General features: G+C 69.6%; 24 protein-coding genes and 2 pseudogenes. 13 read left to right on the top strand and 13 right to left on the bottom strand.

Going from position 1 to position 26596, the window contains the following annotated elements; translation table 11 throughout:
• Positions 1-394, top strand: a pseudogene (locus tag JWR81_RS31550) (transposase); the annotation flags it as partial.
• A 19-nt stretch (positions 395-413) separates the two neighbouring features.
• Here the strand turns inward: JWR81_RS31550 and JWR81_RS31545 are convergent.
• A complete protein-coding gene (locus tag JWR81_RS31545; protein ID WP_297661206.1) occupies positions 414-1007 on the bottom strand; it encodes a plasmid pRiA4b ORF-3 family protein in 594 nt (197 codons plus the stop codon).
• A gap of 357 nt (positions 1008-1364) precedes the next feature.
• Here JWR81_RS31545 and JWR81_RS31540 point away from each other — a divergent pair, with 357 nt between their 5' ends.
• The 4 genes from JWR81_RS31540 to JWR81_RS31525 all read left to right on the top strand — a co-directional run bounded on the left by JWR81_RS31540 (position 1365) and on the right by JWR81_RS31525 (position 6624).
• On the top strand, positions 1365-2774 hold the full coding sequence (locus tag JWR81_RS31540) for an amidohydrolase (protein ID WP_297661199.1): 1410 nt from the start codon (positions 1365-1367) through the stop codon (positions 2772-2774).
• 66 nt (positions 2775-2840) lie between these two features.
• The gene (locus JWR81_RS31535; protein WP_297661197.1) at positions 2841-3710 is read left to right on the top strand and encodes a xanthine dehydrogenase family protein subunit M; all 870 of its coding nucleotides are present in this window, start codon (positions 2841-2843) and stop codon (positions 3708-3710) included.
• 132 nt (positions 3711-3842) lie between these two features.
• On the top strand, positions 3843-4298 hold the full coding sequence (locus JWR81_RS31530) for a (2Fe-2S)-binding protein (protein ID WP_297661195.1): 456 nt from the start codon (positions 3843-3845) through the stop codon (positions 4296-4298).
• Position 4299: 1 nt separating this feature from the next.
• On the top strand, positions 4300-6624 hold the full coding sequence (locus tag JWR81_RS31525; RefSeq protein ID WP_297661193.1) for a xanthine dehydrogenase family protein molybdopterin-binding subunit: 2325 nt from the start codon (positions 4300-4302) through the stop codon (positions 6622-6624).
• Between the two features lie 1007 nt (positions 6625-7631).
• Here JWR81_RS31525 and JWR81_RS31520 read toward each other — a convergent pair.
• A complete protein-coding gene (locus tag JWR81_RS31520; protein WP_297661191.1) occupies positions 7632-8921 on the bottom strand; it encodes a hypothetical protein in 1290 nt (429 codons plus the stop codon).
• A 58-nt stretch (positions 8922-8979) separates the two neighbouring features.
• A complete protein-coding gene (locus JWR81_RS31515; RefSeq protein WP_297661189.1) occupies positions 8980-9801 on the bottom strand; it encodes a hypothetical protein in 822 nt (273 codons plus the stop codon).
• Between the two features lie 377 nt (positions 9802-10178).
• Between JWR81_RS31515 and JWR81_RS31510 the strand changes: the two genes are divergently transcribed.
• The 4 genes and pseudogenes from JWR81_RS31510 (at position 10179) to JWR81_RS31495 (ending at position 12445) form a co-directional block, all read left to right on the top strand.
• A complete protein-coding gene (locus JWR81_RS31510; RefSeq protein ID WP_297661187.1) occupies positions 10179-10847 on the top strand; it encodes a peptidoglycan recognition family protein in 669 nt (222 codons plus the stop codon).
• Between the two features lie 4 nt (positions 10848-10851).
• On the top strand, positions 10852-11382 hold the full coding sequence (locus JWR81_RS31505) for a helix-turn-helix domain-containing protein (RefSeq protein ID WP_297661212.1): 531 nt from the start codon (positions 10852-10854) through the stop codon (positions 11380-11382).
• Positions 11346-11813: pseudogene (locus JWR81_RS34610) on the top strand (ABC transporter substrate-binding protein); the annotation flags it as partial. The gene JWR81_RS31505 and the pseudogene JWR81_RS34610, both read left to right, overlap by 37 nt.
• 38 nt (positions 11814-11851) lie before the next feature.
• Positions 11852-12445 (top strand): ABC transporter substrate-binding protein, encoded by a 594-nt coding sequence (locus JWR81_RS31495; RefSeq protein ID WP_367278890.1) that lies wholly within the window; start codon positions 11852-11854, stop codon positions 12443-12445.
• 551 nt (positions 12446-12996) lie between these two features.
• Here JWR81_RS31495 and JWR81_RS31490 read toward each other — a convergent pair.
• Genes JWR81_RS31490 through JWR81_RS31460 form a run of 7 tightly spaced genes read right to left on the bottom strand, consistent with a single transcriptional unit; the run spans position 12997 to position 18233 of the window.
• Positions 12997-13743 carry a class II aldolase/adducin family protein gene (locus JWR81_RS31490; protein ID WP_297661183.1) on the bottom strand — a complete coding sequence of 249 codons (747 nt, stop codon included), beginning with the start codon at positions 13741-13743 and terminating at the stop codon, positions 12997-12999.
• Complete coding sequence (locus JWR81_RS31485) at positions 13740-14969, bottom strand: FAD-dependent oxidoreductase (protein WP_297661181.1); 1230 nt, start codon at positions 14967-14969, stop codon at positions 13740-13742. The genes JWR81_RS31490 and JWR81_RS31485 overlap by 4 nt, the downstream gene beginning before the upstream one ends.
• A 34-nt stretch (positions 14970-15003) precedes the next feature.
• Positions 15004-15210: a ferredoxin gene (locus JWR81_RS31480; RefSeq protein ID WP_297661179.1), complete on the bottom strand. Its 207-nt coding sequence runs from the start codon at positions 15208-15210 to the stop codon at positions 15004-15006.
• Between the two features lie 26 nt (positions 15211-15236).
• A complete protein-coding gene (hcaB, locus tag JWR81_RS31475; RefSeq protein ID WP_297661177.1) occupies positions 15237-16022 on the bottom strand; it encodes a 3-(cis-5,6-dihydroxycyclohexa-1,3-dien-1-yl)propanoate dehydrogenase in 786 nt (261 codons plus the stop codon).
• Complete coding sequence (locus JWR81_RS31470) at positions 16019-16288, bottom strand: hypothetical protein (protein WP_297661175.1); 270 nt, start codon at positions 16286-16288, stop codon at positions 16019-16021. Before JWR81_RS31470 ends, hcaB begins: the two co-directional genes overlap by 4 nt.
• Positions 16285-16860, bottom strand: coding sequence for a 3-phenylpropionate/cinnamic acid dioxygenase subunit beta (locus tag JWR81_RS31465; RefSeq protein ID WP_297661173.1), 576 nt, complete (start codon positions 16858-16860; stop codon positions 16285-16287). Before JWR81_RS31465 ends, JWR81_RS31470 begins: the two co-directional genes overlap by 4 nt.
• Entirely contained in the window at positions 16857-18233 is a 1377-nt protein-coding gene (locus JWR81_RS31460) for a Rieske 2Fe-2S domain-containing protein (RefSeq protein ID WP_297661171.1), read from the bottom strand. Before JWR81_RS31460 ends, JWR81_RS31465 begins: the two co-directional genes overlap by 4 nt.
• Before the next feature lie 258 nt (positions 18234-18491).
• Between JWR81_RS31460 and JWR81_RS31455 the strand changes: the two genes are divergently transcribed.
• From JWR81_RS31455 to JWR81_RS31440, 4 genes are all read left to right on the top strand, one after another.
• A complete protein-coding gene (locus tag JWR81_RS31455; RefSeq protein WP_297661169.1) occupies positions 18492-19454 on the top strand; it encodes an AraC family transcriptional regulator in 963 nt (320 codons plus the stop codon).
• Positions 19455-19569: 115 nt separating this feature from the next.
• Positions 19570-20619 carry an LLM class flavin-dependent oxidoreductase gene (locus JWR81_RS31450; RefSeq protein ID WP_297661167.1) on the top strand — a complete coding sequence of 350 codons (1050 nt, stop codon included), beginning with the start codon at positions 19570-19572 and terminating at the stop codon, positions 20617-20619.
• Between the two features lie 5 nt (positions 20620-20624).
• On the top strand, positions 20625-21158 hold the full coding sequence (locus tag JWR81_RS31445; RefSeq protein WP_297661165.1) for an NADPH-dependent FMN reductase: 534 nt from the start codon (positions 20625-20627) through the stop codon (positions 21156-21158).
• Positions 21155-22066, top strand: coding sequence for an alpha/beta hydrolase (locus JWR81_RS31440; protein WP_297661162.1), 912 nt, complete (start codon positions 21155-21157; stop codon positions 22064-22066). Before JWR81_RS31445 ends, JWR81_RS31440 begins: the two co-directional genes overlap by 4 nt.
• Positions 22067-22239: 173 nt before the next feature.
• Here the strand turns inward: JWR81_RS31440 and JWR81_RS31435 are convergent, their stop codons facing one another.
• The 3 genes from JWR81_RS31435 to JWR81_RS31425 are packed head-to-tail and all read right to left on the bottom strand — an operon-like array spanning position 22240 to position 26591.
• Positions 22240-22506, bottom strand: coding sequence for a hypothetical protein (locus tag JWR81_RS31435; RefSeq protein ID WP_297661160.1), 267 nt, complete (start codon positions 22504-22506; stop codon positions 22240-22242).
• Positions 22503-24482, bottom strand: a complete 1980-nt coding sequence (locus tag JWR81_RS31430) for a hydantoinase B/oxoprolinase family protein (protein ID WP_297661158.1) — start codon at positions 24480-24482, stop codon at positions 22503-22505. The genes JWR81_RS31435 and JWR81_RS31430 overlap by 4 nt, the downstream gene beginning before the upstream one ends.
• Before the next feature lie 9 nt (positions 24483-24491).
• Positions 24492-26591 (bottom strand): hydantoinase/oxoprolinase family protein, encoded by a 2100-nt coding sequence (locus JWR81_RS31425; RefSeq protein ID WP_297661157.1) that lies wholly within the window; start codon positions 26589-26591, stop codon positions 24492-24494.
• Between the last annotated feature and the right edge of the window lie 5 nt (positions 26592-26596).

Raw genomic sequence — 26596 nt, 5'->3', positions numbered from 1 at the left:
GCTGGTCACCGGGGCCAACGCGCATGACAGCACGATGCTCGCGCCGCTGCTGGACACCAACCCCGGAGTCCGTGAGCGCCGCGGACGGCCGGGACGTCCCCGACGCCGGCCGGGCAAGCTGCACGCCACAAGGGCTACGACTATCCGCGGTGCCGCCGCTACCTGACCCGGCGCGGGATCGGGGTGCGGATCGCTCGCCGCGGCATCGAGGACTCCACTCGGCTCGGGCGAGTGCGGTGGGTCATCGAGCGCACGATGTCGTGGCTGCTCGACTTCCGCCGCCTGGCCCTGCCGCTACGACCGCTCCGAAACCACCATCACGGCCCTGTTGTCGCTGGCCTGCGCCCTGATCTGCCATCGCCGCCTCGCCCAGCACCAGCCACCGCCGTCGTGACGGCGCTCTCGGCGGCGCTCTACGAGACGGGTGTGAGCGGCCGCCAGGCCAGCCACTGCAGGGCTCGGTCGGCTTCGGCGAGGTCGAAGCGATGCGGGTCGAACGGCCCGCCCACCCACTCCAGGCGCTCGTCATGTTCGGGATGCGACGGGTCGGCCAGCACCGCCTGGAACTCCTCGTAACCCCACGGACCGCCCACGTCCTCCGGCGGACACGCCCCTTGCCCGGACACACACCGCGGGTAACGCACACCCGGTTTTGGAGCGACGATCTTCTCCACGGTGAGCCGGTGGGCCCAGTTGTCGCCGAAGTCGTACAGGTAGCCGAACCAGTCACCCTCGCTGACCAGGCGGAACAGCTTGACCTTGGCTTCGTCGGTGACCTGCTGGCCGTCCCAGTCCGGGTCCACAATCCCGTAGCGGCGCCCGTCGATGGCGAACTCGTGCAGGTGCGAGCTGGTCCAGCCTGTCGCCGACTGCACCACCTCATGCAGCACCGCCAGGCTGACCTCGCCCGGAACCTGCACACGGCGCTGGACCGGGGGCTCAACATCTTCCAACACGATCTCGAGCTCGAAGATCTTCGTCTTCGCAGTCACGCGAGGGACGGGCATGCCCCGATGCTGTCAGCCCCGCCAGAAGCAGCAGGAGCGGGCCCACCACTTCTGAAACGACGTCTTATGTCACCATCACGCAACGGAAGGTCTCATGTGGGCCGCTACGGTGGCAACGCCTCGGGGCTCGAAAGGCTGGGCCGACGTAACAAGATGTTACAAGACGTTACAAGACGGAAAGGGGCCGGGTGAAACTGCAGCGGCCGCAATCGGGCGACGACTGGCCCCCTCGCCAGAATCGAACGACGTCAGCGCGGACGGCCCCGATCACCTCCCAACGCTGCGGACCACGCGGCCCAACCACGCCGGAGGCTCGTCGATGACATCCCTCCCCGTCGCCCGCCCGCGAGATTGCCCGTGACGGCCCCGGTGACGGTGCTGTCCGGCGGCACGGTGGTGACGATGGACCCACGCCGCCGGGTGATCGAGGACGGCGCGGTGGCGTTCTCGCCGGCCTCCGGGTACCTGCTCGCCGTCGGGCCCGCGATGCAGCTGCGAGCGGACTACCCGACGGCGGAGCTCGTGGACTGCACCGGCCGGATCGTCCTGCCCGGCTTCGTGAACACCCACACCCACCTGTTCCAGACCTTGCTGAAGGGACTCGGCGACGACCGGGTGCTCGCGGACTGGTTCACGGCCATGACCGGACCCTCCGCGGTAGAGCTCACCGAGGAGGACTGCTACGCCGCGGCGCTGCACGGCTGCGCCGAAGCGTTGACCACCGGGACCACGACGCTGGTCGATTTCATGTACGTGCACCCGCGCCCCGGTCTGGGCGACGCGGTGGCGGCGGCGATGGACGAGGTGGGCATCCGGGCCGTCATGGCGCGCGGCTACGTCACGGCCGGAGCCGACGTGGGCGTGCCGGTCGCGCTGGTGCAGACGCTGGACGCCGCGCTCGCCGACGCGCAGCGGCTGATCGACCGCTGGAACCGACCCGGCTCACGCGTGCAGGTCGGCCTCGCGCCGTGCATGAGCTGGACAGTCGACGCGGCGACGCTCCGCGAGACCCGAGCGCTCGCCGACGCGACCGGAGCGCTGGTCACGATGCATCTCGCCGAGTCGCCGTTCGACGTCACCGAGTCGCAGCGCCGATTCGGGATGCGTGACGTCCCCTTCGCCGCCGCCACCGGACTGCTGGGCCCCGACTTGCTCGCGGTGCACTGCGTGCAGTGCGACGAGCATGACATCGACCTGCTCGCCGCACACGACGCCAAGGTCTCGCACAATCCGTGCAGCAATCTCTACCTGGGCTCGGGAATCGCCCCGATCCCGCGGATGCAGCGCCGCGGTATCACCGTCGGCCTGGCCACCGACGGGCCGGCGTCGAGCTCGAACCACTCGATGCTGCAGGCGATGAAGTTCGCCGCGCTGATCCACAAGGGCGCGTTGCGCGACGCCGAGATCATGACGGCAGAGAAGGCGCTGGAAATGGCGACCATCGACGGGGCCGCGGCGCTGGGCATGCAGGACGTGATCGGCTCGCTCGAACCGGGAAAACGGGCCGATGTCGTCGTGGCCGAGCTGTCGAGCCTGTGCCTCACGCCACTGCACCAGCCGGTGTCGGCGCTGGTCTACAGCGCACGCGGAGACGAGGTGGACCGCGTGTACGTCGACGGGCGGCTGGTGGTGCGCGGCGGCGCGCCGGTCCTGGTGAACCCCTCGGAGGTCAGGCGGCGCTCCGCGGCCGCGGCGAGCGCGCTGACCGACCGGGCGGGAACCGCCGCGCTGGCCAGACGGGCCTGGCGCTCGATGATCGTCTCTTGACCGGGAACTATCCGCAGACCAGCACAGCGAAGGCCTTCGGGCGAGACGCACATGGAGGTTCTGAGTGTGAAGCCGGCACCGTACGACTACTACGACCCGACGACCGTTCAGGAAGCGATCGGGCTGCTCAACGAGTTCGGCGACGAAGCAAAGCTGCTGGCCGGCGGCCAGAGTCTCGTGCCCATGCTGAACTTCCGGCTGGCCAGACCGAGCCAGCTGGTCGACATCAACAACGTGACCGAGCTGGACTACGTCCGTCGCGACGACGGCGTACTCGTCATCGGTGCGCTGACCCGCCATCGCAGCCTCGAGCTGTCCGAACTCGCCGACGGCGCGTGGGCGCTGCTGCCCGAGGCGCTGCACAACGTCGGGCACGTGCACATCCGCAACCGCGGCACCGTCGGCGGGAGCCTCGCCCACGCCGATCCCGCCGCCGAGCTCCCCGCGGCGGTCAGCGCGCTCGGCGGGCGCATGGTGCTGCGCGGCAAGGACGGCGAGCGCGAGGTCACCGCGGACACGTTCTTCGAGGGCTTCTTCACCACGGCGCTCGCGCCCAACGAGATCCTGACCGAGATCCGGATCCCCGCGTGGCCGGCCAGGAGCGGATCAGCGTTCCTCGAGGTCAGCCGGCGGCACGGTGACTTCGCCCAGGTTGGCGTCGCCGCGGCGATCGCTCTCGGTGACGACGGGCGAGTGATCCAGGGCGGGCTCGTCCTCGCCGGCGTCGGCAGCGAGCCGGTTTGCGCGTCCGCCGTGATTGACGGGCTCGTCGGCGAGCAGCCGACCTCGCAGCTGATCGGGGAACTCACCGAGGAGTTCGTCGCCGCGCTCACACCCCCGTCCGACCTCCACGGTTCGGCGGGCTACCGCCGGCAGCTCGCCCGGCACCTCGTTCCCCGTGCCCTCGACGAGTCCGTACGCCGAGCCCTGGCCTGACCTGAGTCCCGACGGCGTGACCACATCCATCCGGTCACACCTTGATCCAGACGTGGAGACAACATGAGCAGGAAAGCAGACGAAACAGCGGTCGTCGCTGGCGCGGACTCGACGACTGAAAGATCGATCACCGTGACGGTGAACGGTGAGCGTTTCGAGCGCACCGTTTCCGTCCGCAAGTCGCTGGTCGACTTCGTGCGGGAGGACCTCCGCCTCACCGGTTCGCACGTCGGTTGCGAGCACGGCGTGTGTGGGGCGTGCACCGTCCTGGTGGACGACGAGCCGGTTCGGGCATGCCTGATGCTCGCGGTCCAGGCCAACGGCAAGGTCCTGATGACCGTCGAGGGCATCGCCGGCGAGGACGACGAGCTGCACCCCGTCCAGCAGGCGTTCTGGGAGAACCACGGCCTGCAGTGCGGGTTCTGTACCCCGGGCATCCTGCTGACGACATACGACTTCCTGCAGGAGAAGAAGAACCCCACGAGCGGCGAGATCCGCGAAGCGCTATCAGGCAACGTCTGCCGGTGCACCGGCTACCAGAACATCGTGCGATCGGTCCAGGCAGCCGACAAGCAGTGGGAGCGCTGACATGGGTGTGAAGATGGTGGGCGCTCGCGTCAAGAGGGTCGAGGACCCCCGTCTGCTGCGAGGTGAGGGAGCGTTCGTCGACGACATCGACCTCCCCGGAGTCCTGCACATGGCGGTCCTGCGCAGCCCGCACGCGCACGCCCGCGTGCTGTCTGTCGACGTCGGCCCTGCGCGCGAGCTCCGCGGTGTCGTCGACGCGTTCTCGGCAGCCGACCTGGGTCCGGACCCTGCCGCGATCCCCGTGCTGTTCCCGGTGGAAACGTCCCGCGACATGCCGCAGTACGCGCTCGCCCGCGACGCCGTCCGGTACGTCGGTGAGGGCGTCGCGGTCGTCGTCGCGGAGAGCAGGCACGTCGCCGAAGACGCGCTGGAGCTGATCGAGGTCGAGTACGAGGTGCTCGACGCCGTGGTCGACTCCGCCGCGGCGATCAAGCCCGGTGCGCCCGTGCTGCACGCAGCCGCGCCGGACAACATGGGCGCCCGCCTCGTCTACTCGGTCGGCGACGTCCACTCGGCGTTCGAGAAGGCGGATCGGGTGGTCAAGGACCGCCTCGACATGCAGCGCTACACCGGGATCCCGCTCGAGACCCGCGGCGTGGCGGCGACCCGCGACGCCGTCACGGGTGAGATGACGATCTGGGCGTCCAACCAGTGGCCGCACATCCTGCGCGGGATCGTGGCCGGCATCCTGGGCATGCCCGAACGCTCGGTGCGGGTGATCACTCCGGACGTGGGCGGCGGCTTCGGGACGAAGGCCGAGGTCTATCCCGAGGACGTCCTGGTCCCGTTCGCCGCGAGCAGGCTCGACCGGCCGGTGAAGTGGATTGAGGACCGGAACGAGCACTTCCTGACGCTCGTGCACTCCCGCGAGCAGACCCATGAACTGGAGTTCGCGTTCGACGCCGACCGGCGCATCACCGGCCTGCGCGCCACGCTGATCACCGACATCGGCGCCTACCAACGCACCCTCGCCGTGATCAACTCATCGTTGGCCGGCACCAGCATCGCCGGCGTCTACGACATCCCGAACGTGCACGTCGAGGTCATCTGCGCGGCGACCAACAAGAGCCCGGCATCGCCTTATCGCGGCGCCGGTGCTCCCGAGTCGGCGTTCGCCCGGGAACGCCTGATGGACATCGCCGCGCGGGAGCTGGACATCGACCGCGCCGAACTGCGCCGTCGCAACCTGATCAAGCCCGAGCAGATGCCCTACGACACGGGCATGGCCTCGGTCGAGGCCGCGGTGATCCTCGACAGCGGTGACTTCCCGGCCGCGCTCGACGCGGCGCTGAAGATGGTCGATTACGACGGTTTCGCCGAGAAGCAGCGCACAGCGCGCGCGGACGGCCGGCTGATCGGGCTCGGGATCTGCGTCTACCACCAGCTGTCGGGCACGGGGCCGTTCGAGGGCGCCAGCGTCAGGGTCGATCCCTCGGGCCAGGTGACCGTGAATTCCGGTGCGGCGCCGCAGGGCCAGGGCACGGGCACCATGCTCGCCCAGATCGTCGCGGACGAACTCCAGGTCGACTACGAGTCGATCAAGGTCGTCTTCGGGGACACCGGCCGGATCGGCTTCGGCATCGGCACGTTCGCCAGCCGCAACGCCGTGATGTCCGGGACTTCCGTGCTGATGGCGTCGAAGAAGGTGCGCGAGAAGGCGATGGAACTCGCGGCGCACATGCTGGAGGCCAACGTCAACGACCTCGTGCTCGAGGAGGGCTACGTCCAGGTCAAGGGCAGCCCGCAGTCCAGGCTGAGCCTCACCGAGATCGCCGCGGGGGCCGCGCCGGGCGGCAGCCGGCCGCCGGGCATGGAGCCGGACCTGGAGTCTGTGCAGTACTTCGAGAACCACGCGGCGCCTTACTCCTTCGGCATTCATATCGCTGAGGCCGAGGTCGACCGCAACACGGGGCTGGTCGAGATCTCTCGATACGTCGTCGTCAATGACGCCGGCGTGATCATCAACCCGATGGTTGCCGAGGGGCAGATCGCCGGCGGTGTCGCGCAGGGTCTTGGTGGCGCGCTGATGGAGGAGCTCGTCTACGACGCGGAAGGGCAGCCGCAGTCGGCGTCCTTCATGGACTACATCCTTCCAGGAAGCCTCGACGTCCCGGAGATCGAGGTCGGGCACTTGCACAGCCCGTCGCCGCTGAACCCGCTGGGAGTCAAAGGAATGGGCGAGGGCGGTGCAATCGGCGGTCACAGCGCCGTCGCCAATGCCGTGGCGGACGCGATCGAGCACCTCGGCGTACGGGTCACGAAGACCCCGCTCAAGCCGTCCGTCGTCTGGGAGCTAATGGAATCGGCTGGCCAGCAGGGACAGTGAGCGTGGCGCTCCGGACACGCCGGTTCAATGCTCACCGTCGGGCCGCCTGAGTCGACCAGGTGCCAGCCACGCCACAATCACCTCGTTGCTTCATCGACGAGAACAGGTTGGTGCGGCCAAGGCACTGCAGTACGGTCAAAGCGATATCACCTGGCCAGACGCCCAAGGCTGATCCAGCCCCGGCTGGAGCGGCGGACACGGCCTGGCTGCCGATCGTTGACGGCCGCCGTACTCGAGTGGCGTCGCCAAGCTGGTGTGCGACCGGTCCGGTGACGGGCGTGGCGTCGACGTAAAGGGCGGCCACCGCGTGATCTTCTTGAAGACCTCTCACCGTACTTCAGGAGCCCACGCGATGACCGCACCGTCCAGTATCGACAGTGAGGATGGTCCCGGCATCACCGGTCGGGCCTGACTCAAGTATCGACAGACGCCGTTGGGCTGTCTTGGCATGGGATCCGTCGGTCCGGGCCCCAGGCCCGCCCCGACCGGCCCGCGGACCGAACGGCGTCTTCGGCAATCCCACGGCCGGTGGGAGCACAGCCATCGTTCGACACGGAACCGGACGGTCATCGCGTCAAAGCGCAGGCCGGTCAAATCGAAGCCGTAGACCGGCTGCGGAGCGTTACGCTCCCCGCCCTATGCGCGACGACTACCACCGACAGCTCGACGGCCTCGCTGGCCCACATGTGCGGCGAGGTGGCGGTTGCCGTGCAGAAGGCCACCCGCGCGCTGCTCGACTGCGATCTCCGGGCCTGTCCGCGGCCGGCGAGGAGCGCCACGAGGTAGGCGGTGTCGAGGATCGGGAACCGGGGTGGAGAGTCGCTCCCGTTCCGCCCGGCCGACGACGAGTGGCGGGAGCATCTCGACTGGTCCCCGCCGGAGTTCCAGCCGCACCGCCACCAAGCAGAGGCGTGGATCCGACGGGACCCTTATCCCACCGCAGGAGTACGTGGAGGCCGTACTAAAGGCAAAGGTCGATCGGTCGCGTTGAGTTCAGCGGGCGGGCACTACTTGTCGAGGATCTTCTGTAGGCGTGCCTCAACGAAATGTTCGGCCTCGGCCCAGATGCTCTTGCGGTTCCAGCCCAGGCCCGGCATCACCACGAGCGATCCACTGTCGGGGTCGGTAGGCCGCCGGTGAAGTTCGAGCACCTGGTAAGCCCACGTGTGCGACCCGGTGTAGGAGCGGTACCGAGCCTTGCGGTCGGCGAGTTCTGGATCAGGTTCGGCACCCTCCACGGCCACTTCAGGTAGCAGCAGCCAGGGCTCCGCATGGGGCTTCAGTTCCACCTCCAGCGTCGCGAGCACCTCGATCAGGATGTTGTCGAGGTCCTTGGCGCCGGCGCGCTTGGGCGGGGTGACGAGCACCGTCACCCGCAGCGGGACGAGTAGCGGTTGCAAGTCTGGCCGGTCCTGGACGAACTTCTGCAGGGCGGTGCGAACTCTCTGGTCGAACGCGACACCTTCACCGGCTTGTGTAGGCAGCGGGGGAAGATCGATGTGGATGGCCAAGGAGAGCAAGTCTCGATCCGCAGTGCTTGCTTCGCGAATCATCCTCATGATCTCTTCCACCGCCGAGGGTTCTGTCCGCCCGAGCCGGGCCAGCCGGTTGGCATCGGCGTGGACCCCCGTGAGGAGCCATCGAGCATTGCGGAAGAAGACTGACCGCAGCAGCCGGTCGTTGGCACCGAACTGCATCGCCTGGTATCTGGATTTGCCCTCTGCGTGCAACCATGCTTCGAGATCCGCTGGCAGGAGACGGGCCGGCTCATCGACGTCCTGGTTGGGATCGGCCTCAGCCCAAGTGGTGTTGTCCTCAAGGTCCGAGCCGTCATCAAGCAGCTCACCGGCGAGCTCCATGTCGTTGATGGCGGACGTTCGGGTTCGTGCTTCCAGATAGATGCTTCCTGCGCTGGCCGGCGTACGAGACGTTGCGAGCGAGGCGTACAGCAGCTTCACCTGCGCGTCGTCTCGGTAGAGAACTGCACCGGGATCGTTCGCCGGAGCGGAAGTAGCGCCGAGGAGATCGAGGTAGTTCTTGGGCAGCCGCCACAGCGACGGTGGCTGCGGCTCGGTCGCATGGAAATGGAAGTCGACGGCGAGCGCAGCATGGGGTCGAGGCCACTGCGGACGATGCACAAGGGCTTCACGCACCGCCCCTCGGAACGCTGGCGCCTGGCGCCTACCCGCACGACCCTTCTGGCGCGGCTCGTCCTCCAACGATGCCCTGACCGTCTCCAGCCAGCGGTAGATCCGCTTGCGCTCCGTGGCCTCGTACGAGCCCCAGTAGTCGTTCACGAGGCAAGTCTGGACCAGGTGACCACGGACTTACCGATCAACACGACGTCAGTAGCGCCTAGGTATCCAGGAAATCCCACTCCGACCCGAGCACCCACCGCAGGACGGACAGTTTGCCGTTCCACATGCCCCACTCGAAGTCGCTCTCGACCACTCGTACGTCACGACCGTGGGTTCGGCTCGTGGCAAGGGCCGAAGCAATAAGTTCGTCGCGTTCCTCTTCCGTCAATCCTCGGTCCATCTTCTTCTCCTGCTCCTTGATGGAATGCACGAGGTGACGGTCGAACGAGATCAGATCGAAGTGTTCCTGTTCCGCCTGGAGAATCTCGTCGAGACGACGGGGTTCCTCGGTGAAGTCTGACTCCTCCACCAGCTCGTCGAACTCTTCGGCGAAGTGGCTCTGGAGGACGGCGACGAGGCCCTCGACGCCAAGGTGGTAGCTCGATCCGTCACTGTCGAACAGGTCGGCAATGTCCGCGTGGGGTTGTCGGTGGTCACCCGTAGACACGGAGAAGTCCAGATAGTTGGACGTGACGAAGGCATACGAGTCGACACCCAGGTCACCGGCGGCAACAGCCGTCCCGTACAGCTCAATCAGTAGAGCATCGGCGACGCTGTTCTTGTTCTTGTGAAGGGGCGCCAGCTTCTCCAAGCCCCGGCGTACCACGCCGGCGTGCTCTGTAGTTCCGGCTTCAAGCCGGTGGCCGTTGCCGAACAACTCGAGGATCTCTTCGAAGTTGCGGGTCGTCAACGCTCCGATGAGCGGCACTTGGTGAGCAAGGGCATCGATCCACCCGAGAGCCTCACCCCGGTCCACGCCGCCGTAGTCGACGATGTCCCGACGAAGTGCCTTGAAACGCTCCGCAACGCCACTGCTCATCGCTGATTCGATGCGGGTCCGGTTTCGCTGTACTCCGCGACTAGGACGTCAGGCACCAGGAGCTCGACGTCCCCGCTGAGTACCAAGAGTCTCAACGCCACGATCCACTTCTGGGCATCCCGCCTCCGGGCCAGATCGAGCCATGTGGAGGTATCGACGAGCAGCCGCAGCACGCGCGCACCGTACCAACCTGATTTCATGATCATCGCGGTCTAGGCTCGTGACTAATGGGTGCTACTCCCAACATCGTGACCCGTCAGCAGTGGGGTGCTCGACCTGCGACGTCGACGAGCCCCCTGGTAGCCAAGAGCGGGTTCGCGTGCCACTGGGAGGGCCCGCATCTCGGTCTCACGTCGCCGGCCCAAGCACAGGCCACGGTGAGGCAGATCCAGGCCGACCACATGGACGGCCGCAACTCGGACCACAAGCCGTGGGCGGACATCGCCTACAGCTGGCTTATCGACCCGTGGGGCAACGTCTACGAGGGCCGAGGGTGGGACAGCCGCAGCGCGGCCAACGGGAGCACGGAGGCCAACGCGAGCTGGGGAGCCATCTGCTACCTCGGCGGTGAACGTGATCCCTTCACCGACACAGCCAAGCAAGCGTTCGTCGAGCTGATCGGCCTCGGACGCTCGCAGCACGGTTACGGATCCGATGTCTTCCCGCACTCGCACTTCTGCGCCACGCAGTGCCCTGGCGACGACATCCGCAACTGGGTCACCGCCGGGCTACCGCTCCCGTCGCAATCCCCAACACCGTCAGGAGATGACGACGTGGCTGACGCCCTCACCATCACGTACCCCACCGGTAACAAGACGATCTTCGCGCCCGACGGCGCAGTGCTCAACGCCGGCACCACGTCGTACGGGTCGTTCAAGTCGCTTCGAGATGACGAGAAGCTGGATCTGGTGCTGCCCCCGTACGCGGCATCCCCGGTCGACATCAACAACGAGGCAGCCGGAGCGATCGGCTGGACCCTCGGCAAGGACGGTAAGACCGTGCACCAGTGGAAGTTCGACGCCGCCTTCCTGGCGTCCCACAAGTAGCGAGCTGATTGATGGCAAGTGGGGATCCCACCTACACGGTGAAGCGCTCGAAGCATGCAACAGCGTTCTGGGCAAGGTCGCCGCGATCCTCGACGCGTTCGGCCCGGACGAGGACTCCGTCCCGCTCGCGACGATCGCCCGGCGGGCCCGGGTCACCAAGCCGAGCACGCATCGGCTGCTCGCCGACCTCGTCGCCACCCGGCTGGTGGAGAGAACCGACGACGGTTACCGGCTCGGCCGCAAGCTGTTCACCCTCGGGATGGCCGCGCCCGAGCCGCGGTTGCTGCGCCGGGCTGCGCGGCCGGCGATGCGGGACCTCGTCCGGCAGACAGGGGGCTGGGCCCAGGTCGCGGTCCTCGACCAGGACGCGGTGTTGTGCGTCGACGTCGTCGGTGATCCCGCGACCGGTTCCTCCGTGCCCTCCGCGGGACGCCGACGCAGGATCCGCGCGCGGCGCAGCGGCTGGCCCGCGAGCTGGACCGGGTCGCGATCGAGGGCGTGGCCGGCGACGCACACGACCCCCGTTCCGGGGTGACGACCACTGCCGCCCCGGTCCGCGACCTGCGGGGCGCCGTGGTCGCGGCCGTGGCACTGTCGACGCCGGCGGGCCGGACCCCGGCGACGAACACCGCAGGCCTCGTCGCCATCACCGCCGAGGTCATCTCGCGCACCCTCGCCGGGGCGGACGGCAGCGCCCCGGGGCGACCGGGCCGGCGTCTGCAGTCACGCTCGGCCCGGCCGCTGCGCCGGATCCGGGTGGCCGCCATGCCCTACGTCGACATCGCGCCGCTGTGGGTGGCCGCGCAGGAGGGGATCTTCGCCCGCAACGGCCTGCAGATCACCGTGGTGCCGGTCAGCGGTCCCGGTCAGACCCCTCGGCTGCTCGCCGGTCGGCAGGCCGAGCTCGGCGTCACCACCACCCCGGACCTCGTCACCGCCGTCGACCACGGGTTCGCCCTCCGGGTCGTCGCCGGCCTGTCACTGAACACCTTCGACAACCGCGTCTGTTCCTGGTCGCCGGCGGTGGCACCGGGATCACCGGCCCGGCCGGACTGGCCGGCCGCAGGATCGGCGTGTCCACCCGTCGCGGCTACCTCCAGGTCGGCTCGGACGCGCTGCTGCGCCGCCTCGGGGTGGACACCGACGGGATCGAGTGGGTGCCCATGGAGCCCGGACGGATGCGCGGCAACCTGTCGGCCGGTGTCGTCGATGCGGTCGCAGCCCCGCTGCCGCTCCCGCTGCTGCTCGAGCGCGACGGTGCCCGCGTCGTGCTCAACCTCGCCGAGCTGAGGGCGTCCACACTGGACGTCTTCGTGGCCGGTCGGGCCGACTGGATCGCCGACAACCGTGGCCTCACCGAGTCGTTCAGGGCGGCACTGCACGACGGCATCCGGCTGCTGGGCAGGGAACCGGAGCTCGCCGTGCGTGCTCAGGAACGCTTCGCCCGGCTCTCGCCGGAGCTGAGCGCCGCCGTCACCGTCGGCACCTATATCGAAACCCCCGCACCGGACCAACTCGACTTCTGGATCGAGCTGATGGGCAGCGCCCACCTCATCGACCACCCCATCGCCGCGGAGAGCCTGCTCGTCGCGCGATGACCTGTGCCGTCCACCGGCGGACACCGCTGGGCGAGCGTGATCAGGGCATCCGAGAAGTCGGCCCGGGTCTTGCGCGACGGCCGCGCCACCGGCCCCGACGGTCTCGTGGGGTTGCGCCGCGCAGAGCTGGAACTGGGAGCCTGACCCGGTTGCCGATCGTGGTGATCGGCTCGCGATGAGGACCGCTCAAGACCCGCGGAGAATCTCGACGGCGCCATCGAGGCGATCGCGCGCCTGCGCCACGAACCACTCCTCGTCGGCGGTCGGGCCGCCGTGCAGGCGGTGGACGAGTCCGGACAGCAGCGTCCTCTCATACCCGTAGCCGCGAAGGCCGCCGCGTCCACCGTCGCCATCGGGTCCAGCCGGCTCCCACCCGCGGCCACATCGGCGGCGAGCACCATCGCGTGCGCCTCCACCAGCCCATGACCGTCGCGGCGAGGTGAAGCCAGTGGACCGGATCATCATGGCGTCGGGCGTGCTCCGCGAGACCTGCCATGCCGAATGCGTCGGCCGCGGCCGCGAGACTGCTGTGGTGTGCACGGTTCACGTCGTCATGCCCGTCCGGTCGGATCCGTCGGCGACAGCCGCGCCAGCTCGTGACGCCACGCGGTGGCGCTGTTGAAGGAGGCACCCAGGTCGGGCAGCTCGGCCATGTCCTGCTCCGGCAGATCGACCAGCGTCCCGCCGGCCGCGACGATCCGCAGCGAGAGGCCGGCGAGGGTGTCGATGCTGATCGCCCGCAGCACGGCGTCGGGCACCGACGGGCCCGTGCTGGTGAGTCCGTGGGCTCGCAGGACCACGACCGGCCGGTCGCCGAGAGCCGCTGCCATCTCGCGCCCGAGGATGGCGTCGCGGATCAACACTCCGCGGGGATAGACAGGTATGCCGCCGGCGGCCAGGCGGGCGCCCGGGATGTCGAAGGCGCCGATGATCGAGCGCAGGGCGATACCGGCCAGATCGGCGGCGACGACGGCCGGGGGATGGGCGTGCACGACGACGTCGACGTCGCGGCGCGCCCGCAGGACCTCGACATGCAGCGGCAGCTCGTTGGGCGGCCGGTATCCGCCGTCGAGCTCGCCGGGCGCCGCAGCCGCCCCGTCCGTGTCGACGAGCCGGACGTCCCCGGCTTCGGTGAAGGCCAACCCGCGCTCCCGCGGGCCACGGCAGCGGATGAGGAGGGTGTTCGCGCTGATCCGACGACTGATGTGGCCGAGGAAGCCGTCGGCGAGGCCGGGAGCGGCCAGCACCCGGCAGGCCTCGGCGATCTCGTGCCGTTCCTGCATCCATCCGGTGGTCATGCCGGCGTCCTCTCGACGAGCCTGCGGTGCATCTCCGCCAGTTCCGTGGCCACGTGCGCGACCGGGGTCCCTGTGCGCAGCCCGCGGCGGCACGCGACCTGTGCCCGCGGCCAGTTGACCGTCACCGCAGCGGCGAGCGTCTCGTCGCGGCTCGCGTAGAGCGCGGCGAACGGGCGTGCCCGACCGGGTTCTCCGACCACCACGGCGGGCTCGGCCCCGGCGGGGTGTCCACAGATCTGGATCTTCCAGTCGTACTGGTCGCTCCAGACGTACTCGACCGGTGCGTAGGGCCGGGGCGCGTCCCCGTGGGTGATGTTGTGCGCCACCACCGCGGCCTGCTCGACCGCATTGGTCCAGTGCTCCACGCGGCGGTGCTCGCCGTGGCGGGGGTGGTACCAGCGGGCGATGTCGCCGACGCCGTAGACGTCGTCGCGGTGCACCGCGCGACAGAACTCGTCGCACACGAGCCCGTCCCGCACCAGCAGGCCCGAGGAGCCCAGCCAGCCGTCGTTGGGCACGGCGCCGATCCCGACGACCACGCATCCTGCGTCGAGCACCGACCCGTCGGTGAGCCGTACCCGCAACCTGTTCCCGGCCGGTTCGACGGCCTCGACGCCGGTGCCGAAGCGGGTGGTGACACCGTGCTCGGCGTGCACGGCCGTGAGGTGCGTCCCGACCTCGTCGCCCACGATCCTCCCGATGGGCACCGGGAGCGGGTCCACGACGGTCACGTCCAGGCCGAGTCCGCGCGCCGTCGCCGCGACCTCCGCGCCGATGAAGCCCCCACCGACCACGACCAGGTGCGTGCCCGGCACGAGAGCGGCACGCAGCCGCAGACAGTCCTCCATGCCGCGGAGCAGGTGCAGGCCGGGCGGGTCACCCCACGGGGACGGGCGGGCAGCCACGCCGGTGGCGACGACCAGCTGGTCGTAGCCGATGCGGGCGCCGTCGGCGAGCGTGACGACGCGGGCGGCGGGGTCGAGCGCCACAGCGGCCGACCCGAGCCGCAGCTCGATGCCTGCTGCCACCGCGTCCGGCGCAGTGAGCAGCCGGACGCGATCGACGTCGGTGCTGCCGGCCAGCAGCGTCTTCGACAGCGGCGGCTTGTCGTAGGGCAGCTCGGGCTCGGCGCCGACGAGCACCACTCCGTCGTCGTAGCCGGCCGCGCACAGTGCCTGCGCGGTGCGGACCCCGGCGACCGACGCCCCGACGACGACGGCGGTCACGATGTCGCCTCCGCGGGACGACGTGCGTCGGCGGTCACGACGGATCCTCGTCCACGACGACCAGCGCGTTCACCGGGCAGCTGCGCGCGGCCTCCTCGACGCGGCCGTGGTGTTCGTCCGGGACGGTCGACCTCAGCACGACGACGACGCCGTCGTCGTCGATGTCGAAGTAGTCCGCGGCGTCGGTCATGCAGTTCGCGTAGCCCTGGCAGGCGCCGAGATCGGCCCTGACGACGGCCATGTTCTCTCCTTCGGGATGTCGGGTCCTCACGCCTTCACACCCATGCCCCCGTCGGGATGCACGACCCCGCCGGTGATACCGCGGGCACGGTCGGACGCCAGGTACACGTAGCTCCAGGCGTGGTCGGTGCCGTCCAGCGCGACCTGCAGCGGCACCCGGGCGGCGAGGGCGGCTGCGCGGTCGGGGGTGTCGTCGAGCCGCTGCGCGTCCATCCCGAGGCTGGACAGGCCGCGCAGGTCGGTGTGCAGCGTGCCGCCGGGGGCGACCCCGTTGACGCGGATGTGCGGCGCCAGCTCGTGCGCCAGCGCGGTGACGAGCCCGCGCACCGCGAACTTGGAGCCGACGTAGAGCACCCCGCCGCGGCCCGGGTAGTAGGCCGACGTCGACTCGGTGAGCACGACGTTGCCCCCGGACTCCCGCAGCGCGGGCAGCGCCGCCTTCACCGCGTGCAGGTGCGACTTGACGTTGACCGCGAACATCTCGTCGAACGCGTCGTCGATGCGGTCGGCGTCGAGGTCGGCGATGCCCCGGTAGAAGTCGAAGACGCCCACGCAGTTGACCAGTACGTCCAGCCCGCCGAACGCGTCGACGGCGGCGGCCACGGCCTCGTCGTTGGCGCCGCGGGTGGTGGCGTCGCCGGTCACCACGGGCACCTCGGGCCGCGCCGCGGCCAGCGCGGCGCACTTGGCGGCGTCGCGCTCCAGGACGGCCACCTGCGCGCCCTCGGACCGGAACGCGTCCACCACCGCCCGCCCGATGCCCGAGCCCGCCCCGACGACCAGCGCCCGCTTCCCCTCGAGCCAGCCCGTCACGGTTCCTCGTCCGTCACCAGCGGGCCGAACGGGTTGCCGATCATCGCCGAGAACGTGGCCGTGTTCTGCCAGGTCAGGGCCTCCAGCTCCAGCGGGCACAGCGAGACCCACTGCCCGGACCTCGGCGACTCGATGAGGAGCCGCGAGCCGTTGCGCGTCTCCACCCGCGACACCCGGATCTCGGCGAACTCGTTGCCGAGCTGGATCGCCTCGCCGGTGCGGTGCTCCACCAGCGCGCGGTACTGCTCGGCGGCGTCCCCGCTCACAGGAAGATCGCCAGGTTCTGGCTGCGGACCACCGAGTCGTCGAGCAGGATCGTGCGCCGCGCGAGCCGCCAACCGTCGCCGGTGCGCCGCAGCAGATCCTCCCGGCCCGCCGAGAGCACCGCGGCCTCGCGGACGTCGCCGCGGCTGCGGTAGAGCATCACCCCGGAGTCGACGACGACGTGGTCCGGGTCGTCGGTGGCGAAGGTGCGGACGTTGGCCACGTAGTGCCGCAGCCGCGAGGGCGGGTCCTCGGTCCATGCGTGCTCGGTGAGGAAGCGTGCCACCCGCCGGCCCAGTGAGTAGCGGTTCTCGTCGAAGTGGGCCATGCCCGGCGAGGTGTCGTAGCCGGCGCCGAGCGCCGTGGTCACCCGCACCGGCATGAGGTAGTGGATGTCGTCGGTGAGCAGGTCGAGCCACTCGTCGTAGGCCTGGGAGTCCAGGATGTAGGCCTCGTCGACCAGCCACTGGTGGGCCTGCAGGTGGCGCTCGTCGGAGAAGGGCAGCGTGCGCCCGGTCCGCTGGGTCGTCGGCGCGTGCGCGCCCAGCACCGAGCGAGACGAGTGCGTGCTCACCCGGTCACCTGCCCGCCGACCTCGACCTGCGCGACGTCGGCCGGCGGTTTCTCCAGGTGGTCGGCCCAGCGGTTGAGCAGGTGGCGCTGGTTGTACTCGCCGTAGCCGACGTAGGCCTCGCCCGGCCCGGCGAACTGAGTGCCGTCCAGCCGGGGCACGACGTGCGAGCCGTCCTCGAGCAGCCCCATGCGGCTGTTGAGCAGCAGCCGCCGCGCCATCGACCCGGCCGCGGTGTTGGTGAGCGACACCCAGTTCTCGACGTCGTCCTGCTCGAACATGCCGGTGCTGCCGAAGCACATCAGGTAGGCCTTGTAGGACAGCGCCTTGAACTCCTCGGGCGCCTGAGCGTCCACGGCGAACCAGCTCAGCACCTCGGTCTCGTCTGCGCTGACGGGCTGCCAGGTGCGGATGGAGATGAACGGCAGCACGGCGTCCCCGTGCTCCTCCACCTTGGGCCAATTGTGCACGAAGCTCATGTTCGGGAACACCGACGCCGCGGAGATCATGAAGGCGTTGTCCTCGACCACCGCCTGCTGCTCGACCGACCAGTTCTCCCGCATGTTCGCGATCATGGAGTCCGGGTAGCCGACGTAGCGCAGCTTCTCCTCGAACGTGCCCACCGGCAGCTTGTAGGTGGTGCCGCCGCCGTTGCCGGCCCAGTAGGTGCAGCCGTCCTTGCGCTTCTCGGCCTTGGGCTCGCGGAACAGCCCGATCTCCACGACGGAGGTGTGGGTCTGCGGCGTGTGGTACATGTCGCCCGCGAAGTTCTCCGCGCCGATCTTCCAGTTCGCCTTGATCCGCCACCGCTGCGGTCCGCGCAGCTCGATGCCGGCCGCCGACTGCTTGGTGTAGAAGTCCAGGTAGAACGCGAAGTCGCCGAGGTACTCCCGCAGCGGGGGAGCGGCGGGATCCAGGCTGATGAAGATCAGCCCGTTGTAGGTGTCCAGCGACGGGGCGGGCAGGAGCGTCTGGCCCTTGCGCCGGAAACCGGCCTCGCCGCCGTACGCCTCCTGGTGGAAGGGCAGGCCGACGATGCGGCCGTCGTTGCGGTAGGACCAGCCGTGGTACGGGCACCGGAAGTGCGAGGCGTTGCCGGCCTCGGCACGGCACACCTGCATCCCGCGGTGCAGACACATGTTGAACAGCGCGCGAACCGCGCCGTCCTCGCCGCGCGAGACGATGAACGAGTCCTCCAGCACCCGGCGTACCACGTAGTCGCCGGGCTGCGGCACCTCCGACTCGTGGCCGACGAAGATCCAGGCCCGGCTGAACAGCCGCTCCCTCTCCAGCCGGAAGATCTCCTCGTCGTTGTAGATGTGTGCCGGGATCATCCCGCGCCGCACCTCGTCGAGGACGGACGATCGATCGGTCATTGCGGCTCCCGGCAGGTCTGGACGTGGTCATGTCGTCTCTGCTCAACAGAGAAGCAATCCGTTCTGAAGAGGCTCTCAAAGCGGCCGCGTCTAGTCAAGCGAACCGGTCGGCACGGCTGGTCGATCCGGCGGTGGGGCCGGGGTCATTTGACAGACCGAGCTGCCGGCCTTACACATGCGCCAGAGAACACCTCTGTCATGCGGAGAGTGATGAGCGGTCGACAGGGCACACGCCACCGGTACCGTGATGCGGAGCCGTTGTCCGCCCACGCCATCGTGCACAGCTCGGCGCTCGACGAGGTGCGCGAGGTCGTACCACGGGTCTACGCGCCGCACCAGACGATCGTCCTCGAGCGAGGCCAACCGCTGCGGGCCGTGCTGAACGCGGCTGCGGTCGGTGACACGACCGTGGGTTACCTGCGCTACGGCACGGAGATCCGGATGATCCCGGCGCCGCTCGTGTCCTGCTACCACATCAACCTGCCGCGGCAGGGCTTCACCGAGTCGACCAGCGGCAAGGACTCGATCATCAGTTCTCCCGCCCGTGCCGCGGTGTTCAGCCCCGGACGGCCGATGACCATCCGCTGGTCGGCCGACTGCGCCCAACTGGCGGTCAAGCTCGATCGGGCCGCGTTGCAGACCGAGCTCGAAGCCATCCTGGGGCGGCCGGCGGCGCCGGTCCAGTTCGACCTGGGAATGGACGTGGCCGGCGGAGCGGGCGGTAGCTGGCTGGCCACACTGCACCTCGTGCTCGCCGAGATGGAGCGGCCCGAGAGCGTGATCCACCAGCCGCTGGCCGGTGCGTACTTCTCCCGGCTGCTCGTGACCACGCTGCTGTTCGCCCACTCCCACACCCACTCCGAGGCTCTCCACCGGCCCGCGGAGGTCGTCCGCTCGCGCGCGGTACGGCAGGTCGTGGACCTCGTGCAGGCGAGCCCGGAGGAGCCGTACTCGGCGGGCGACCTGGCGGCCCACGCGGGTGTGAGCCTCCGTGCCCTGCAGGCGGGCTTCGGCCGGGAGCTGGGCATGTCGCCGATGACCTACCTGCAGGACGTGCGGATGGCGCGGGCGCACGGGGATCTCGTCGATGCGGATCCGGACCGGACGACGACCACCGCGATCGCCCATCGCTGGGGGTTCGGTCACCTGGGCCGGTTCGCCGCAGCCTACCGGCGCCGGTACGGCATCGCCCCGTCGGAAACCCTGCGCCGCACGCGCTGACCGGCGGTGTGGCGCATTCCGGTGCGCGCGCGACGCGAACCGCATAGCTGCCCCCGGCTCGCGTTTATAGCGTCGCGTCATCGGCCCGGTGGCCGGACTCACAAGAGGAGCGATCATGCGGATCGGCATGTTCATGCCCACCATGAACAAGAACTGGGTGTTCTCCAACACCTCGCCCGCCTCCGTGCCCGAGTGGTTCCTGGCCTCACAGGCCGCGACCAAGGCGGAGCACTACGGGTTCGACTTCCTCCTGTCGGCGGTGAAGTTCCGCGGGTTCGACGGCGACACCAGCCCGTGGAACCACGCCCTCGACTCGCTCTCGGTGATGGCGGGCCTCGCCGTCACGACCCGGCGCATCAAGCTCTTCGGATCGATCGCCACGCTGCTCACGCCGCCGGTTCTCGCGGCCAAGCAGGCAGCCACCATCTCCGACATGTCGGGTGGGCGCTTCGGGCTCAACATCGTCACCGGATGGGAGAAGCCCGAGTACACGCAGATGGGTCTGTGGCCCGGAGACCAGCACTTCCGGACCCGCTACGACCACGCGGACGAGTACGTCCGGGTCATGCGCGAGCTCTGGTCGAAGGGACAGAGTGATTTCGAGGGCCAGTACTTCCGGATGGACGACTGCCGCCTCGGCCCCCTTCCGGAGGCTCCGATCGAGCTGGTGTGCGCCGGGCAGTCCGACCGCGGCATGCAGTTCTGCGCCGAGGTGGGCGACTACCAGTTCGTGGTGGGCAAGCCCGACGTCGAGAGCCTGGCGGCGCAGAACGCCCGGCTCCAGGCCCAGGCCGACCGGGCCGGCCGCGAGGTGGGCACCTTCCCGCTGTTCCAGGTCGTGCTGCGCGACAGCGTCGCCGAGGCCGAGGACGTCGTGGCGAACTGGCGAGCGAACATGGACTTCCCCGCGGTCACGAACCTCATGGGGATCGCACAGGAGGACCTCACGGAGAACGAGGAGTCCACCAAGAACCTGATGCTGGGGTCCGACGCGTTCATGATCTCGTTCCCGCTCGTACTCGGCGACGCGGCGACGGTCGCCGAGAAGCTGCGTTCCTTCGGTGCGGTGGCGGGAACGGCGGGTGTCATGCTGTCGTTCCAGGACTACCTGACCGACGTCGACCGCTTCGGCCGCGAGGTCATGCCGCTCCTGGCCGGCAGCTGACCGGGATGGAGCCGTTCCGTGTGCTGACCGTCGTCGGCAACCCCAGAGCCGGGTCCCGGACCAGTGCGGCGGCCGACGAGGTCGCGCGCCAGGTCGTCGCGCTTCTCGGCTGGCCGGAGGGCGCAGAACCGGACTCGGTCGAGCTGGGGACGCTCGGCGGCGAGCTGTTCGACCGTTCCTCGGCCCGGGTGGCCGAGCTGGTGGGCCGGGTCTCGAGCGCGTCGGTCGTGGTGGTCGCCTCCCCGGTCTTCAAGGCCACCTACACAGCGCTGCTCAAGGCGTTCCTCGAGTGGTTCGACCGCACGAGCCTGCGGGGTGTGGTGGTCGCGCCGGTGATGGTGGGCGCGGCCGCGCACCACGCGCTCGCGGTCGAGACGTACCTGAGGCCATTGCTCGTCGAGCTCGGTGGTGTCCTTCCGACCCGGGGCCTGTACGTCCTGGAAGACGAGCTCGACGACCTCGGCCCGACCGTCGCCCGGTGGGTGGCCGAGTCGGGCGATGCCATCCGCCGCACCGTATTGAGAGGCAGCTCGTCGTGAGCGAACCGCTGAACCCCGATCACGTCCGACACATCACGGTCTCCGGGGTGAGGACCCGCTATCTGGACACCGGTGTACCGGATGCCGGGCCCGGGCATCCCATCGTGCTCGTGCACGGCGGCCATTTCGGGATCTTCGTGCCGATGGGCATCGAGGTCTGGAGCGAGACCGTCGACGCCCTGTCCGCGCACGGGCGGGTGGTGGCCTTCGACAAGCTCGGGCAGGGCTTCACCGACATCCCGGCCTCGGACGAGCAGTGGACGTTCGAGAGCGTCCTGGACCACGCCGTCGGGTTCCTCGAGCAGCTGGACCTGACCGACATGACCCTGGTCGGTCACTCCCGCGGCGGCCTGCTCGCCACCCGGCTGGCGATGGAGCTGCCGGGCCGGGTCAGCCGGCTCGTCGTCGTGTCGAGTGCCTCGACCGCTCCCGCTCCGCCGGGTCGGTCCGACATGGGCTTCTACGACGAGGTCGAGCGCACGGCGCCGAAGAACGCCGGAGCGGAGGGTGTGATCAGCCATTACCACGCCGCCCAGGCGGTGACCGAGGGGCCGCTGAGCCCCGAGTACCTCCGCATCGCCGCGGAGATGATGAACGGTGCGCACCACAAGGAGTCGGTCGAGGTCTACGCCCGTAGCAGCGCCCGGCACTGGATCCCCAGCCTGGGACGCGCCCGGAAACGGGTTCTCGACCACCTGCAGGGTCCGGGTCTCGACGTCCCGGTGCTCGTCGTGTGGGGCAAGGACGACCGCTCCGCGCCCGTCGAGCTCGGCCACCAGTTCTTCGACGTCCTGGCGGGTCGGACGGCGAACTGCACGATGTGCGTGATCAATCGCGCGGGCCACCAGGTCTTCCGCGATCGTCCGGAGGTGTTCAACAACCTGGTGATCGGGTTCCTGGGCGCCTGAGCCCCGCCTGGCGGTGGCCTCGCCGGACCCGGGAGCGTCGTCGGCGCCCGGGTCCGGCGTCACCTCCTGGCTGGTCGTGAGGTGACTGCGTCGTCAGGGATCGCGGCGTCGGGACCGCATTCGCCGCACGCCGGGGCGGCCCGGGTCCGCACAGGGCCCGGGCCGCCTGCGGCTCACACCCGCGGCACGACCTCGGTGCGGAAGGCCGTGTAGCAGCCGGGGCAGTAGTACTGGCGGAAGACGATCTCGACGTCGATGAACTCGGCAGTGTCCGCGCAGACCTGCGGTCCGGCGTCGGTGACGGGCCCCTCGTAGTGGGGCAGGAGCGTCAGGTAGTTCTCCGCGGTGCCCTCGAGCTCCTGACGGCAGTGCGCGCAGGACAGGACCCCGGCCGCGCTGCGGGCGACGTTCGCGTTGACCCGTCTCGTGTCCAGTGTCATCGTCCTGCTCCCTTCACGGCCAGCTCGCGTCGGCGGTCCCGCAGCGTCGCGCGCAGCTCCTCGGTCGCGAGGGTGTCCACCTCGGACCCGTCGAGCACCACTCCGTAGATCGAGCGGGCACTCTGATCGGTGACCCGGAACTCGGCGACGTCGTAGGCGACCCGACCCGGCTCGCGCAGCAGCGGATCGCCGTAGCCTCCGCCCGACTGCCAGCACATGTAGTGCACGTCGCCCGGGGAGAGCAGCACCTCGTCCTCGCAGGCCAGCACCACGTGCTCGCCATCGATCTCGGCCAGCGTGGAGGGGATGGCCCCGCGGGCGAAGAGGTCCGCGATGTTCGAGCCGCGGACGGCCAGGTCGGCCTGGCTGTTGCCCGGGTAGCCGCCGGCCAGGCCCACGTTCTGCGGCACGGCCTTGCCCGCGCCGGACACGATCTGCGCCAGCGGTGTCGAGGTGTCGTGGGGCACGAAGCACAGCGACCCGGTGACGCCCCCGCGGAACTGGCCCGGGCCACCGCTGTCGGTCTCCTCGCGGCGCCAGAGGTAGAGCATCGGCAGCATGAACTCGTTCATCTCGACGTCGGGCATCTTGCCCATCGGGATGAGCAGCAGCCCCCCGGTGTCGACACCGTCGTGGTCGTTGCCCGCGCCGAACCCGCCGCCCATGGAGTCGGTGATCATGGTGGCGAACGGCTGACCGCGCTGGTCCAGCCCGGCCATGACGCACAGGTCCCAGGTTCCGCAGCACACGGACTGGACCTGGCCGTGCAGCTCGACGGAGGTGTCGAGCATCGTGGACAGGCACTCGGTGGCGGCGTTCATCGTGGCCCACGACGAGGCCACCGAGCCCTTGCCCACGCCGGCCGGGAAGGTGGCGTTGTTGAGCGTGCCCTCCTCGGTGACGAAGCTGATGCACCGGCGCAGGCCGCCCGCGGCCCACGGGATGTCGCCGCAGAGCACCGGCAGCACCGCCGACATCACGCCGCCGTACATGCCGGAGAACGGACAGTTGATCATGCCGGACTGCGGCGAGGTGCCGGTGAAGTCGAAGACCAGCTCGCTGCCGGTCTTGCGCAGCGTGCAGACGACCTTGTGCAGGCCGCGGTCGTCCTTCATGGACTGTTCCTGGTAGCTCGTCGCGGTCCAGGCCCCGTCGCCGATCTGCTCCAGCTTGGCGCGCAGGCGCTGCTCGGCGTCGTCGAGCTGGCGGGCCATCGCGGCCTTCACCGTCTCGGCGCTGTACTTGTCGATGAGCTGGGTGATGCGCTCGTGACCCACCCGGTTGGCGCCGATCTTGGCGCGCAGGTCCAGGCCGACCATCTTCGGCACGCGTGAGCGCCGCAGGTAGACGTCCTCCACGTCACGTTGGATCTCGAAGTTCCGCACGATCTTGACCGGCGGGGTGGGCAGGGACTCCCAGAACACGTCCTCCGCGCGCGGAGTCCAGCTGCCCGGCGAGACGCCCCCGAGGTCGGCCTGGTGGGCGATCGCGGCGGTCCAGGCGAACAGCCTGCCCTCGTGGAACAGCGGGGCGAACACCGCGACGTCGTTCTGGTGCAGCCCGCCACCGACCCAGGGGTCGTTGCAGAGGAACATGTCGCCCTCGCAGATCCCGGGGTTCACCGAGCGGTTCGCGAGGATCCACTTGATCGCCAGGTCGACGGCGGCGGCCAGCTCGGTGTTGTACGGGCCGATCTGGACGATGTCGCCGATCTCGTCGGTGACCGCGACGTCGAAGTCGTTGCAGTCGGTCACCACCAGCGAGCCCGACATCTGCTTGAGGGCCTGTCCCATGAGGTCGGTGATCGCCCACAGGCGGTGGCGGATCACCTCGTAGGTCAGCGCGTCGATCTTCTCGACGGTGTCGGGAGTGGCGCGGTGCAGGGGCAGCTCCGCGGGGATCGAGGCCAGCACCTCCTCCGACGAGCGGACCCTGCTGGAGAAGAACTCGGAGCCGGGAACGGGCATGAACGGCATGGTCAGCTCCTACTGGTAGCGGATGCGGAGGTTGCCCAGCCCGTCGACGACGGCCGAGGTACCGGGGGGGACGACGACGGTGGTGGTCGGGGCCTCCACGATCGCCGGGCCGGTCAGCGCGCTGCCGAGGCCGAGGCGGGAGTAGTCGTAGACGTCCACCTCCTGCCAGCCGGCGCGGATGTCGAGCAGCGCCCGGCGCCGCTCCTTGACCGGGGGAGTGCTGCCGCCGTCGGCCGTCACCGCCTTCGGGAGCTCGGGCTTGAACGGCATGCGTCCGGTGCCGAAGACGCGGTAGGTGATGAACTGGATGCCGGCCTCGCGGAAGCCGGTGCCCTTGCCGTAGAGCGAGGCGTAGCGCTCCTCGAAGTCGTCGGCGATCTGCTTGACGGCCGTGTCGTCGACCGTGCCCTGCGCCACCGGTGTGGGCACCTCGAAGATCTGCATCGTGTAGCGGGCGTCGACCTCGCGGGTGACCGTGATGTCGGCGTACTCCACGCCCTGGGCGGCGAGCCGGCGGCGGACCTCCTCCTCCAGTTCGGTGAAGTTGCGGTCCACCACGGCGGGGTCCACGGGGAAGTTCGACGGGTCCGAGAGCTCCACCGACAGCACGACGTCGGACGACGCCAGGCCGTAGGCGGAGAACGTGGCCGCGGTCTGGCCCAGCGGCACGAGGATCTCCTGTACGCCCAGCTCCGCGCCGTAGGCCGCGCAGTGCACCGGGCCGGCGCCGCCGAAGGCGTACATGACGAAGTCGCGGGGGTCGTGCCCGGCGCCGACGACGACCGTGCGCACGAGGTCGGCGGTCTGGGAGTTCTGGATCTCGTAGACCGCGGCGGCGGCCTCCTCGGCGGTGAGGCCGAGCGGGTCGCCGATGTTCTTGCGCAGCGCCTCGCGGGCCAGCTCGACGTCGAGCTTCTTGGTGCCACCCAGGAAGAAGCCCGGGTTGAGGATGCCCAACACGAGGTTGGCGTCGGTGACGGTCGGCTCGGTGCCGCCCTGCCCGTAGCAGGCCGGCCCGGGGGAGGCCCCGGCGCTGCGCGGGCCGACGCGCAGGTTCTTGCCGTCGTCGAGCCAGGCGATCGCGCCGCCGCCGCTGCCGATCGTGGCGACCTTCATCATCGCCACGTTGAGCTGGTACTGGTTGAGCGTGGTCATCGAGCTGAACACCGGCTCGCCGCCGACGATCATGCCGACGAGGAACGTGGTGCCGCCGACGTCGGTAGAGATGATGTTCTCGTGGCCGAGCTGCCGGCCGAGGTTGCGGGCGCCGATCACGCCGCCGGTGAGCACCGAGCCGATCGTGGTGATCGCGTTGGCCGGGGCCTCCTGCGCGGAGACGGTGCCGCCGGAGCCCTGCATGACCAGCAGCGGCCCGCGCAGGCCGCGTTCGGTGAGGTCGCGCGAGAGCGGCTCGAGGTAGTCGCGCAGCGCCGGGCCGATCTGGGTGCTCATCAGCGTGGTGACGTTGCGGGGGTACTCCCGGATCCGCGGGCTGACCTCGCACGACAGCGCCACGTAGGTGTCCGGGGCGATCTCGTGCACGAGCTCGCGGATCCGCTTCTCGTGCACCGGGTTGCGGAAGGACCACAACAGCGAGACGGCGATGGCCGTGGCGCCGTCGTCGAGGAGCTCGCGGATCGACCGCCGGGTGGCGTCCTCGTCGAGCGCGACGATCACCGAGCCCTTGTGGTCGATCCGCTCGACGGCCTCCTTGACCCGCCGCTTGGGCAGCAGCGGCGGCGGCTTGCGCGTGGCCGTGATGTCCTGGATCTCCTCGGGACCCAGGCCGGCGTAGCGGCCCTCCAGGTTCATGATGTAGATCGAGTCGCGGTGGCCCTGCGTGGTGATGAAGCCGACCTCGGCCACGTTGCCCGTGACCAGCGCGTTGAGCGCCGACGTCGTGCCGTGCGAGATGTAGGCGGTGTCGGCGAGCAGCTCCCCGACGTCGCAGCCGATGTTCTCGGCGAGCGCGTCGACGGAGCTGAGCACGCCGCGGGAGAAGTCGGGCGGGGTGGACGGAACCTTCGCGGAGTGGACGCGGCCGCTGTCGTCGGCAGCGAACGCATCGGTGAAGGTCCCTCCGACATCGATACCGATGACGTAGGGCACGGGGG

This window comes from Pseudonocardia sp. (assembly GCF_025965585.1).
In the GTDB taxonomy this organism is placed as follows: Bacteria; Actinomycetota; Actinomycetes; order Mycobacteriales; family Pseudonocardiaceae; genus Pseudonocardia.
Note: the sequence above shows the minus strand (reverse complement) of the source record. Positions and strands in the feature narration are given on the sequence as shown.

What these genes read in the sequence shown, in the direction of transcription:
- JWR81_RS31545 (WP_297661206.1), bottom strand. Translation starts at nt 1,007, where the DNA reads ATGCCCGTCCCTCGCGTGACTGCGAAGACGAAGATCTTCGAGCTCGAG.
- JWR81_RS31430 (WP_297661158.1), bottom strand. Translation starts at nt 24,482, where the DNA reads ATGCCGTTCATGCCCGTTCCCGGCTCCGAGTTCTTCTCCAGCAGGGTC.
- JWR81_RS31460 (WP_297661171.1), bottom strand. Translation starts at nt 18,233, where the DNA reads ATGACCGATCGATCGTCCGTCCTCGACGAGGTGCGGCGCGGGATGATC.
- JWR81_RS31445 (WP_297661165.1), top strand. Translation starts at nt 20,625, where the DNA reads ATGGAGCCGTTCCGTGTGCTGACCGTCGTCGGCAACCCCAGAGCCGGG.
- JWR81_RS31515 (WP_297661189.1), bottom strand. Translation starts at nt 9,801, where the DNA reads ATGAGCAGTGGCGTTGCGGAGCGTTTCAAGGCACTTCGTCGGGACATC.
- JWR81_RS31435 (WP_297661160.1), bottom strand. Translation starts at nt 22,506, where the DNA reads ATGACACTGGACACGAGACGGGTCAACGCGAACGTCGCCCGCAGCGCG.
- JWR81_RS31490 (WP_297661183.1), bottom strand. Translation starts at nt 13,743, where the DNA reads ATGACCACCGGATGGATGCAGGAACGGCACGAGATCGCCGAGGCCTGC.
- JWR81_RS31450 (WP_297661167.1), top strand. Translation starts at nt 19,570, where the DNA reads ATGCGGATCGGCATGTTCATGCCCACCATGAACAAGAACTGGGTGTTC.
- JWR81_RS31525 (WP_297661193.1), top strand. Translation starts at nt 4,300, where the DNA reads ATGGGTGTGAAGATGGTGGGCGCTCGCGTCAAGAGGGTCGAGGACCCC.
- JWR81_RS31480 (WP_297661179.1), bottom strand. Translation starts at nt 15,210, where the DNA reads ATGGCCGTCGTCAGGGCCGATCTCGGCGCCTGCCAGGGCTACGCGAAC.